Source organism: Corallococcus sicarius (assembly GCF_003611735.1).
Lineage (GTDB): Bacteria > Myxococcota > Myxococcia > Myxococcales > Myxococcaceae > Corallococcus > Corallococcus sicarius.
This window is the reverse complement of sequence record NZ_RAWG01000324.1, coordinates 1-10,472: the sequence shown is the minus strand read 5'-3', so window position 1 is coordinate 10,472 and position 10,472 is coordinate 1. Positions and strand designations below refer to the sequence as shown.

12 protein-coding genes are annotated in these 10,472 nt (G+C 71.2%); 10 read left to right on the top strand and 2 right to left on the bottom strand.

Going from position 1 to position 10,472, the window contains the following annotated elements; genetic code table 11:
* Positions 1-93 precede the first annotated feature (93 nt).
* The 10 genes from atpG (at position 94) to D7X12_RS34120 (ending at position 9,078) form a co-directional block, all read left to right on the top strand.
* Positions 94-990: an ATP synthase F1 subunit gamma gene (atpG, locus tag D7X12_RS34165; protein ID WP_120629401.1), complete on the top strand. Its 897-nt coding sequence runs from the start codon at positions 94-96 to the stop codon at positions 988-990.
* A 308-nt stretch (positions 991-1,298) separates the two neighbouring features.
* Positions 1,299-2,744: a F0F1 ATP synthase subunit beta gene (gene atpD / locus D7X12_RS34160; RefSeq protein ID WP_120629400.1), complete on the top strand. Its 1,446-nt coding sequence runs from the start codon at positions 1,299-1,301 to the stop codon at positions 2,742-2,744.
* Between the two features lie 26 nt (positions 2,745-2,770).
* Complete coding sequence (locus tag D7X12_RS34155; RefSeq protein ID WP_120629399.1) at positions 2,771-3,319, top strand: hypothetical protein; 549 nt, start codon at positions 2,771-2,773, stop codon at positions 3,317-3,319.
* A gap of 21 nt (positions 3,320-3,340) precedes the next feature.
* Entirely contained in the window at positions 3,341-3,745 is a 405-nt protein-coding gene (locus tag D7X12_RS34150; RefSeq protein ID WP_120629398.1) for a F0F1 ATP synthase subunit epsilon, read from the top strand.
* 134 nt (positions 3,746-3,879) lie between these two features.
* Complete coding sequence (locus D7X12_RS34145; RefSeq protein WP_120629397.1) at positions 3,880-4,149, top strand: hypothetical protein; 270 nt, start codon at positions 3,880-3,882, stop codon at positions 4,147-4,149.
* A gap of 434 nt (positions 4,150-4,583) precedes the next feature.
* A complete protein-coding gene (locus D7X12_RS34140) occupies positions 4,584-5,615 on the top strand; it encodes an ADP-ribosylglycohydrolase family protein (RefSeq protein ID WP_120629396.1) in 1,032 nt (343 codons plus the stop codon).
* 199 nt (positions 5,616-5,814) lie between these two features.
* Complete coding sequence (locus D7X12_RS34135; protein ID WP_120629395.1) at positions 5,815-6,219, top strand: phage holin family protein; 405 nt, start codon at positions 5,815-5,817, stop codon at positions 6,217-6,219.
* On the top strand, positions 6,216-6,716 hold the full coding sequence (locus tag D7X12_RS34130; protein ID WP_120629394.1) for a hypothetical protein: 501 nt from the start codon (positions 6,216-6,218) through the stop codon (positions 6,714-6,716). The genes D7X12_RS34135 and D7X12_RS34130 overlap by 4 nt, the downstream gene beginning before the upstream one ends.
* A 30-nt stretch (positions 6,717-6,746) precedes the next feature.
* Entirely contained in the window at positions 6,747-8,069 is a 1,323-nt protein-coding gene (locus tag D7X12_RS34125) for a cytochrome ubiquinol oxidase subunit I (protein WP_120629402.1), read from the top strand.
* Complete coding sequence (locus D7X12_RS34120; protein WP_120629393.1) at positions 8,059-9,078, top strand: cytochrome d ubiquinol oxidase subunit II; 1,020 nt, start codon at positions 8,059-8,061, stop codon at positions 9,076-9,078. The genes D7X12_RS34125 and D7X12_RS34120 overlap by 11 nt, the downstream gene beginning before the upstream one ends.
* Here the strand turns inward: D7X12_RS34120 and D7X12_RS34115 are convergent.
* Together D7X12_RS34115 and D7X12_RS34110 are read right to left on the bottom strand one after the other, a co-directional pair.
* Complete coding sequence (locus D7X12_RS34115) at positions 9,071-9,595, bottom strand: hypothetical protein (RefSeq protein WP_120629392.1); 525 nt, start codon at positions 9,593-9,595, stop codon at positions 9,071-9,073. The genes D7X12_RS34120 and D7X12_RS34115 overlap by 8 nt on opposite strands.
* Before the next feature lie 67 nt (positions 9,596-9,662).
* Positions 9,663-10,433, bottom strand: a complete 771-nt coding sequence (locus D7X12_RS34110) for an SDR family NAD(P)-dependent oxidoreductase (RefSeq protein WP_120629391.1) — start codon at positions 10,431-10,433, stop codon at positions 9,663-9,665.
* Positions 10,434-10,472: the final 39 nt, after the last annotated feature.

The following is a 10,472-nucleotide window of genomic DNA, read 5'->3' as shown; positions in this document are numbered from 1 at the left end:
CCGCCTATATAGGGGGCCCGCCGCCCCATCCGGCCTGCCCGGGCCGTCCCCGCGGGTGCGCGCCGCACGTCGTCCCAGAGGAGTTTCCGGCCCATGGCGTCCCTTCGAGACATCCGCAAGCGCATCCGCTCGGTGAAGAACACGCGGCAGATCACCAAGGCGATGAAGATGGTCTCCGCCGCCAAGCTGCGAAAGGCGCAGGACGCCATCCTCGCCGCGCGCCCCTACGCGCAGACGCTGGATCAGATCATCTCCGAACTGGCGCTGCGCTCCGCCGACCAGGAGCTGGCCCACCCGCTGCTGGCCGCCCGCCCGGTGCGCCGCGTGGAGCTGCTGCTGCTCACGTCCGACCGTGGCCTCGCCGGCGGCTTCAACTCCAACGTCATCCGCCGCGCCAACCGCTTCCTGTACGAGAACAGCAACCTCCAGGTTCGCGTCTCGACGGTGGGCCGCAAGGGCCATGACTTCTTCCGCAACCGCGGCCAGTCCATCCGCAAGGACTTCGCCGGCCTGTACGCGGGGCTCAACTACCGCTCCGCCGCCAACGTCGCCGAGGAGCTGACCGCCGCGTTCCTCAACGACGAGGTGGACGCCGTCTACGTCGTCTACAACGAGTTCATCTCCGCCATCAGCCAGAACGTCGTCGTGTCGCAGCTCTTGCCCCTGCAGCCTGCCACCACGAAGGCCGCCGCCACCCCCACGCCGGAGACGGTGACCGCCGCGCCCACGCTGGTGGACTTCAAGTACGAGCCCTCCCGTCAGGCCGTGCTGGACCGGCTGGTCCCCCAGGCCGTCAACATCAAGGTCTACCGGGCGCTCCTGGAGAGCGTGGCCAGCGAGCAGGGCGCGCGCATGAGCGCCATGGAGAACGCGACCAACAACGCCACGGACATGATCTCCAGCTACACCCTGCTCTACAACCGCACCCGTCAGGCGGTCATCACCAAGGAGCTGATGGAGATCGTCTCCGGCGCCGAGGCCCTCAAGTAGTCAGGGCACGGTCCGTTGGACCCCCAGGGGCCCGCTCGCGCTCTCACGGCGCGGGGCGGGCCCTTCGTCGTTTCCCCCCGCCCGCCGGGCGGGCAGGGAGGTGGGTCCGACAGGAGGATGCGCGAGGGGACTGGCGCTGGGGACACCGCTCCGCTAAGCGGGACTTACACGCGCGGACCCGGGAGGCTTGACCCTGCCGGGGGGCCCCCGGTAAAGGGGGCGCGCCCACACCCCTTCTCTTGGGGTTGATTTCCTGACGGGCGGCGGCGTCCCGGCCGCTCGCCATACGAGACAAGGCAGAGGATTCCATGAGCGCTCAAGTTCCGACGACTGGCAAGGTCACGCAGGTTCTCGGCCCCGTGGTCGACGTGGAGTTCCCGCCCGGCGGGCTCCCGGAAGTCTACTCGGCCCTGAAGATCACGAACCCCAACCTGGGCACGGCGCAGGACAACCTCACGGTGGAAGTCGCGCAGCACCTGGGTGAGAACACGGTGCGCTGCATCGCCATGGACTCCACCGAGGGCCTGGGCCGCGGCATGCAGGTGCGCAACACGGGCGCCCCCATCCAGGTGCCGGTGGGCAAGGCCACCCTGGGCCGCATCATGAACGTCACCGGCGACCCGGTGGACGAGATGGGCCCCGTGAAGGCCACCGAGTACTGGCCCATCCACCGCGCGCCCCCCGCGTTCACGGACCAGGACGTGCGCGTGCAGATGTTCGAGACCGGCATCAAGGTCATCGACCTGCTCGCCCCCTACACCCGAGGCGGGAAGATCGGCCTGTTCGGCGGCGCCGGCGTGGGCAAGACGGTGCTCCTGCAGGAGCTCATCCGCAACGTGGCCGTGGAGCGCGGTGGCTTCTCCGTGTTCGCCGGCGTGGGCGAGCGCACCCGTGAAGGCAACGACCTGTACCACGAGATGCAGGAGACGAACGTCATCCAGACCAGCAACCTGGAGGCCAGCCAGGCCGTCCTCGTCTACGGCCAGATGAACGAGCCGCCCGGCGCCCGCGCCCGCGTGGCCCTCTCCGCGCTCACCATGGCCGAGTACTTCCGCGACGTGGAGGGCCGTGACGTGCTCCTCTTCGTGGACAACATCTTCCGCTTCACCCAGGCCGGCTCGGAAGTGTCCGCCCTCCTGGGCCGCATCCCGAGCGCCGTGGGTTACCAGCCCACGCTCGCCACGGAGATGGGCGGCCTGCAGGAGCGCATCACCTCCACCACCAAGGGCTCCATCACGTCCGTGCAGGCCATCTACGTGCCCGCCGACGACCTGACGGACCCCGCGCCCGCCACCGCGTTCGCCCACCTGGACGCGACCACGGTGCTCAACCGCGCCATCGCGGAGCTCGCCATCTTCCCGGCCGTGGATCCGCTGGACTCCACCAGCCGCATCCTCTCCGCGGACGTGCTCGGCGCGGAGCACTACGCCGTGGCCCGCCGCGTCCAGGGCATCCTGCAGCGCTACAAGGAGCTCCAGGACATCATCGCCATCCTCGGCATGGACGAGCTGTCGGAAGAGGACAAGCTGTCCGTGGCGCGCGCCCGGAAGATCCAGCGCTTCCTGTCGCAGCCGTTCTTCGTCGCCAAGGTCTTCACCGGCAAGGACGGCCGCTACGTGAAGCTGGCGGACACCATCCGCGGCTTCAAGGAGATCGCGGACGGCAAGCACGACGACATCCCGGAGAGCGCCTTCTACATGACGGGCGACATCAACGAGGTCATCGAGAACGCCCGCAAGCTGGCGGCCGCGTAGCACCGGCCGCTCCCGAAAAGCCCCCCATGCGCCTGACCGCCGCGCTCGCCCTGATGCTCTGCTGTGTCGCGCCCTCCGCCCTGGCGGAGGAGCGTGGCAGCCGGGCGCGGGTGAGCGCGAACGGGCTCTACAGCGTGCGCATGGTGGACACGGGCGTGGGCACCTGCCGGCTGGAGATGCTCCGGGAGAACGGACCCCTCTGGGCGGCGAACGTGTGCGTGGGGACGGTGGACGACCTGTACTTCGCCTCCAACGACGGGGAGAAGGTCTGGGTGCTCTACCCGCTGGTGGAGAAGGGCAAGCCGCCCGCGGGCAAGAAGAAGCGGGGCAGCGGCCTGTCCTGGGCGCGGGTGATGGTGGCGGCCGAGTTCGACCGCACCGGGCAGAAGCTCCAGGAGCGGCGGCTGACGGAGTTGATGACGACGCGGCAGCTCTCCGAGGTGCGGCAGATGGCGCACCACCTGAAGTGGCTGGAAGGCACGCTGGGCATTCCGGGCAAGGGCCCCCGCCTGACGGACGCCGGGGTGGTGGAGTTCGAGCCGGTGGGCGTGAAGACCCAGCGGCTGACTTTCTGATGCGGTAGCACGAGGACCTTCATGGCCAAGCTGAGTGTCGAGATCGTCACCCCCGAGAAGCGCATCCTGTCCGTGCAGGCCGACGAGGCCATCGTGCCGGGCGGAGAGGGCCTGTTCGGCGTGCGGCCCGGCCACACGCCGTTCCTGTCCCTGGTGGAGCCGGGCACGCTGACCCTCATCGAGGGCGGTCGCCAGGACAAGTACTTCATCGCCGGCGGCTTCGTGGAGGTCAGCAACGACAAGGTGCTGGTGCTGGCGGACGCCGCCGAGCCCATCAACGGCATCGACGTCGCGGGCGCCCGTCGCCGCATGGCGGAGGCCGAGGCGCGCCTCAAGGACCTGAACGCCGCGGACGCACGCTACGCGCTGGAGCAGGCCGCCGTGCGCCGCGAGGCCGCGCGCATCGGCGCCGCCGAAACCCGCTGAAGCCCGCACCTCCTGTCGTGACGTGAAAGGGTGGAGCCCGAAGCCCCCTGTCTTGAGGGGACCGGCGCTCCGCCCTTTTCCGCGTTCAGGGGCCGGCTTCAGGGGCCGGCGGCGGCATGATGCGGCTTGAAACCATGAGCCCTCCCGTCACCCCCCTGCTGGAGCTGTTCCACCGCATCGCGGATCCCCCGTCCGCGACCGCGCGCCTCTTCGTCACCGACCACGCGCTGGAAGACCGCGTGCGCTTCCGCAACGTCGCCTTCCCGGAAGCGGAGGCTGCCTTCCGCGCGCACGGCGGCCACACCACGCCCGCGCTCTGGGACGGCACGCGGCTGCACCAGGGCGCCGAAGCGGTGGTGGCGCGGCTGCTCGCGGTGGTCAACCTGGGCCGCGACGATTCGTGAGCGCGCGCAGCGCACGCGTTCAACGTGAAGTCGCGCGCGTCAAGGTGAACACCTGAGCCCGTGGGCTTCGCACGCGCACGGCGCCTTGCGCACCCACGCGCGGCCACCCGTGCGTCCCTTTCGGTCCATGCGCAGCATCCGGAGTTGGACATGCAGGCGGGCTCGCATACGTCATCGGGGGCACCTGCTTGCTGAAACGCGGCGGGATGCGATAGCTACCGCGCCCCCGGTTGCGCCGCGTGAACGGCGGAGGAGGCAGAAAGTGTCGACGCGCGCGCTGCAACTCGGAGGGACCACTCCTGTCCATGGCTCCACCGAACCTGCTCCGTGCACGTCAAGACCTCATGATCGAAACGCTGTCGCTTCGTGCGCCCTCGCAGCGTTCATCTCGGTGCTCGTCCTTGCCTGAGGCTCGGGTAGTCTCCGCCCTTCCGATGCCGCTGACTCCCGCAGATCGCCAGGACAGGTTCCATGCGGCGTTTCTCGGACTCGCCATCGGCGATGCGCTCGGCTTTCCGCTGAGGGGCGTCCCGCCGGCGAGCCTCTCCCGCCTGCCCGGGCTCGCGGAGGACTTCGCGCCCCGCCCGCGCGGCAAGTACGCCAAGGGCCAGTTCAGCGACGACACGCAGCTCTTGCTCGCCGCCGCGGAGAGCGTCATCCGCGAGGGCAAGGTGGAGGGCCGCAGCGCCGCGGCCCACCTGGCGTGGCTGTGGCAGGAGGGCATCATCCTCCAGCCGCCGCGCAGCCTGTCGGAGGCGCTGCAGCGGCTGGCGGGCGGCACGCCGTGGATGAGCGCGGGCGCGCCGCTGGGCACGCGCTGCCCGTCGGTGCTCAGCCGCGCGCTGGTGGTGGGCCTCTTCGAAAGCGGCCAGCGCGCGCGCCTGCCGCATGACGCGGGCGTGCTCACCGTCGTGACGCACAAGGACCCCGTCTGCGCCGCCGCCGCCGCCGCGTTCGCGCAGGCCGTGGCGCTGGGCATGGAGGAGGAGGCCCTCACGCCCGCGGCCTTCTGTGACGCCCTGGCGCTGGCCGCCGCGGTGCACGACAAGGCGCTGGCGGAGGAGATCCGCCACCTGCCGCGCCTGCTCACCTGGGACACCCAGCGCGCGCTCAACCAGCTGCGCAAGGTGGGCGTGCCCCCCAGCGAGTTGAAGGGCGTGGACGGCCTGCCGGCCCACGTGGTGCCGGTGCTGCTCACCTCGCTGTACGCGACGCTGAAGGTGCCGCACGACTTCCGCCAGGCCGTCATCCTCACGCTGCGCTGCGGCGGCGAGGCGGACGTGGCCGCGGCCCTCACCGGCGCCCTCCTGGGCGCGCACCTGGGCACGCGCGCGCTGCCGGCCCGGCTGCGCAAGCAGGTGCTGTACGCGGAGAACCTGGTGGACACCGCGGATCGGCTGTTCCGCGCCCGACAGGTGCGCGAGACGCTGGCCACCGCCATCGCCCACCAGCACCGCCGCCGCTAGCGCCCGCCTGGCTTCCGGGGAACAGCTGTCCTCGGGGGATGGGGGCAGCAGGCAGGCAGCCGAACGATGAAGGGGTGGGCGTCGGGACTTCTCCCGCCCACCCTTCCTGACCACCTTGTGGAGCAGAACAGGAGTGGACGGGATGCCGAACAGGCGTCCGTCGGTCCTTTCCTGGGCCCACCAAGTCGGAGGCACGGTCGTGGACCTCGAATCGGAACGCCTGGAGCGCACGCAGCTGGAGTCGCTCTCCACCACGGAACTCATCCGGCATGCCCTGTCGGAGACCCGCCTGCTCGTGAAGGCGGAGGTGATGCACGCGAAGAAGGAGCTGAAGCAGGAGCTCCAGGCCGCCAAGACCGCGGGCATCCTCCTGGGAGCGGGGGCCGTGCTGGCCCTCACCTCGCTGGCGGTGCTCTTCGTCGCGCTGGGGCTGGCGCTCCCCCTGGGGGAGGCGGTGGGCGTGCTCATCGTGGGCGCGGTGCTGCTGGCGGTAGCGGGCCTGATGCTGTTCCTGGGCGTGAAGCGCGTGCCCAAGAAGGCCATGCCCCACACCCAGGAGCGTCTGAAGGCCGACTTCAAGATGACCCGGGAGACGCTGCAATGAGCCAGGCACCCGATACCGACAACACGCACGGCACTCACGCCATCACCCGTCACATGGGCGACCGCGAGCAGGTGGAGCACGCCGCGGACCGCATCCGCGACGAGCTGATGCTCACCCTGGAGGAGCTGGACCGGCGCCGCGCGCGCGCCACCGACGTGCGCTACCACGTCAACCAGCACCGCGACCTGCTGGTCACCGTGGGCGCCGCCGCGCTGGTGGTCGTGGGCGTGGGCATGGGCGTGGCCATCTACCGCTCCCGCCACCATGACGACATCGTCCGCCGTCGGCGCCGCAAGGCCCTGGAGCGTGCGTGGGCCCACCCGGAGCGCGTGGCCACCAGCGTGGAGGACAAGCCCCTGGGCGCGGAGCTGGGCCGCAAGCTGGTGATGATCTTCGCCACCACGCTCGCCTCCGCCGTGGCCCGCAACTCCATGCAGTCCCTGGTGCCCGCGCGCACCGCCGCCAAGGCCCCTGCGGAGGCTGATAAGAAATCGTAAAGGCACAGAATGCGCGCATAAAGCATGCTGATGGGCATGACGGACCTGCTCTATGCGCGCGCGCAGATGGGGTTGTCGCTGGCGTTCCACATCGTGTTCGCGGCGGCGGGCGTGGCGTTGCCGGTGCTGATGGTGCTGAGCGACTGGAAGCACCGGCGCACGGGGGACCCCGACTACCGCAAGCTCAGCGAGAAGCTGGCCAAGGGCACCGCCATCCTGTTCGCGGTGGGCGCGGTGAGCGGCACGGTGCTCTCGTTCGAGCTGGGGCTGCTCTGGCCGGAGTTCATGGGCCGCTACGGGGAAGTGATTGGCCTGCCCTTCAGCCTGGAGGGCGTGGCCTTCTTCACCGAGGCCATCTTCCTGGGCATCTACCTGTACGGCCGCGAGCGCGTGTCGCCGGGCCTGCACCTGTTCAGCGGCGTGATGGTGGCGGTGAGCGGCGCGGCCAGCGCCTTCTTCGTCACGCTGGTGAACACGTTCATGAACAACCCGTCCGGCTTCACGGCCACGGCCTCGGGGCCCACGGACGTGCAGCCGCTGGTGGCGATGTTCAGCCCCGGCTGGCAGTACCAGACGGCGCACGTGCTGCTGTCCTGCTACCAGGCCAGCGCGTTCGCGATGGCGGGCATCCACGCCTTCATCCTGCTCAAGCACCCGGGGGCGGCCTTCCACAAGAAGGCGCTGTCCGTCGCGCTGCCGCTCGCGTGCCTCACCGCGCTCTTGCAGCCGCTGGTGGGTGACCTGTCCGCGAAGCACGTCGCGCGCGAGCAGCCGGTGAAGCTGGCCGCGATGGAGGGGCACTTCGAGACGCAGGTAGGCGCGCCCCTGCGGCTGGGCGGAGGCATCGACGTGCCGAAGGGGCTCTCCATCCTGGCGTTTGGTGATCCGAACGCGGAGGTGAAGGGGCTCAATGACTTCCCCCGCGACACGTGGCCTCCGGTGGCCAAGGTGCACGTGGCCTTCCAGGTGATGGTGGGCACGGGCAGCCTGATGGCGCTGCTCGCGTTGGTGACGCTGTGGCGCCGGTGGCGGGGCAGGGCGTGGCCGCACGGGCGGGGGCTGATGCGCGCGTGGCTGGTCGCGGGGCCGCTGGGGCTGGTGGCGCTGGAGGCGGGGTGGCTCGTCACCGAGTGGGGCCGTCAGCCGTGGATCGTCCGGGGCGTGATGCGCACGGGCGAGGCGGTGACGCCGGTGCCGCACCTGGCCGCGCCCTTCTTCACCTTCACGGCGGTGTACCTGTTCCTGGGCGTGACGGTGCTCTTCGTCCTCTGGAGGCAGGTGGCGAGCACGCTGCCCGGGGCTCCGCCCGGGGCTCCGTCAGTGGACGGGAAGGGGTCGGCCCATGCCCACTGAGGTCGTGCTGGGGCTCGCGGTGGCGGGCACGTTCGTGTTGTACGCGCTCCTGGGTGGGGCGGACTTCGGCGGCGGGGTGTGGGACCTGCTGGCGATGGGGCCTCGCAAGGCGGAGCAGCGGGCGCTGATTTCCCGCGCCATCGGTCCGGTGTGGGAGGTGAACCACGTCTGGCTCATCGTCGGGCTGGTGCTGCTGTTCAGCGGCTTTCCGCGCGCCTTCGCGGCGCTGAGCGTGGCGCTGCACGTGCCCCTGACGCTGCTGGTGCTGGGCATCGTGTTCCGGGGCACGGCGTTCACCTTCCGCGCGTACGACACGCGCGGCGACGCGGTGGAGCGCCGCTGGGGCGTGCTCTTCAGCGTGGCGAGCGTGGTGGCGCCGCTGCTGTTGGGCATGTGCGTGGGCGCGGTGGCCAGCGACACCATCCGCATGCAGGGGCACGCGGTGGTGAGCGGCTTCTTCGCGTCGTGGACGTCCCCGTTCGCGCTGGCGGTGGGCGTGCTGACGCTGGGGCTGTTCGCGTTCCTGGCGGCGGTGTACCTCACGCACGAGGCGCACACGCCGGAGCTGGCGGAGGACTTCCGGCGCCGGGCGCTGGTGACGGGCGGGCTGCTGTTCCCGCTGGCTTTCGGTGTCCTGCTGCTGTCGCGCGAGGGCGCGCCCCGGGTGTGGACGGGGCTGTCGCAGACGTCCGTCGCGCTGGCGCTGCACGGGGGCACGGCGGTGGCGGCGGTGGCGGCCTTCGCGCTCCTGTGGACGCGGCGCTTCCGGGCCGCGCGGGTGGCGGCGGCCACGCAGGCGGGGCTCATCGTGCTGGGGTGGGCGGTGTCGCAGGCGCCGTACCTCGTGTACCCGGCCCTCACGCTGCGGAGCGCGGCGGCGTCGCCGACGGTGCAGAAGCTGCTGCTGGTGGCGCTCGCGGTGGGGGCGGTGCTGGTGGTGCCGTCGCTGGTGCTCCTGTTCCGTGTCTTCCGGCCCCAGCCCCCTGGAGCCCCGCCTTCGCCTACTTGAGGACGGGGAAGAGGGGCGGGTGGACGACGCGGGGCTTCTCGCCGCCCCGGGCCACGAGCACCTGGGCGCCCTCGAGGAACTCCTCGGCGTCCAGCGCCTCCACCACGGTGCGCGCGGCGGTCTCCGGGTCCATCACGCGGCAGTGCACGCGCATGCGGCCCTCTTCCGTCTCACCGCCCTCCACCTCGCCGTTGCCCGTCCAGCCGAGCGCGTCCGTGAGCAGCTCCTCCACGGCGTGGCGCTGCTCGAAGTCGTGGCCGCTGCCCTTGCCCTGCACGGCGTACTCCACGAGGAGCACGGCCATGGCGTCCGGATCGGGCTCGTCGTAGCCGGCGTCCACCAGGGACTCGGCCTCCTGGGCGATGACCATGTCGGGGTCCTCGTCCGGGGGGACGGGGACGTCCTTCTGCTCGCCGCCGTCGCCCACGACGCCCCAGTGCACGGTGACGACGCCCTCGTGCTCCCACGCCTCCCAGTAGCGCAGGGTGTCGCCGTCCTTCTTGTAGAGCTTCAGCACGTGCGTGGCCTCATGCGCGCGGACTCTAACGCCAGGGCAGGGCCACGGGGCCCCGGAAGGTGCGGCGCTAGAAGGCGCGGCCCTGTCCGCCATCCACGGGCAGGGTGGACCCGGTGACCCACTTCGCCCGCTCCGAGGCCAGGAAGGCGACCACGTCCGCCACCTCCTCCGGCGTGCCGAAGCGGCCCCAGGGAATCTGCTCGCGCACCATGCGGGCCACCGCCTCCGGGTCCCGCTGCTGGCGTTTGTCCCAGCTTCCGCCGGGGAAGAAGATGGAGCCGGGGGCGACGGCGTTGACGCGGATGCGGTGGGGGGCCAGGTCCACCGCCATCTCCTTGGTCATCGCGATGAGGCCCGCCTTGGCGGCGCTGTAGGGCGCGCTGGTGGCGTACTCGCGGCCGAAGATGGAGCTCAGGTGGATGATGCTGCCGCCCCCCGTGGCGCGCATCAGGGGCACCGCGCGCTGGCTGCACCACACGGCGGACATCAGGTTGCGCTGCAGGACGTCCGCCCACTGCTCGGAGCTGGCCACGTCGAAGGCGCCCGCGCCGCCGCTGCCGCCCACGTTGTTGACCAGGATGTCCAGCGCCCCGAACGCGCGCACCGCCGAGTCCACCGCCGAGTAGGCGCCCGCCTGGGTCGCCACGTCCGCCACCACCGTGGCCACCTGCGCGCCCTCGGAGCGCAGCTCCTTCGCGATGGCCTCCAGCGGCTCCAGGTGACGCGCGCACACGCACACCTTCGCGCCCTCGCGCGACAGCACCGTGGCGATGGCCCGTCCGATGCCCCGGCTGCTGCCGGTGACCAGTGCGGTTTTCCCCGTGATTCCGAGTTCCATGCGGCCCCTTCTAGCGCTGGTGTGGGGCGGGTGGGGCAG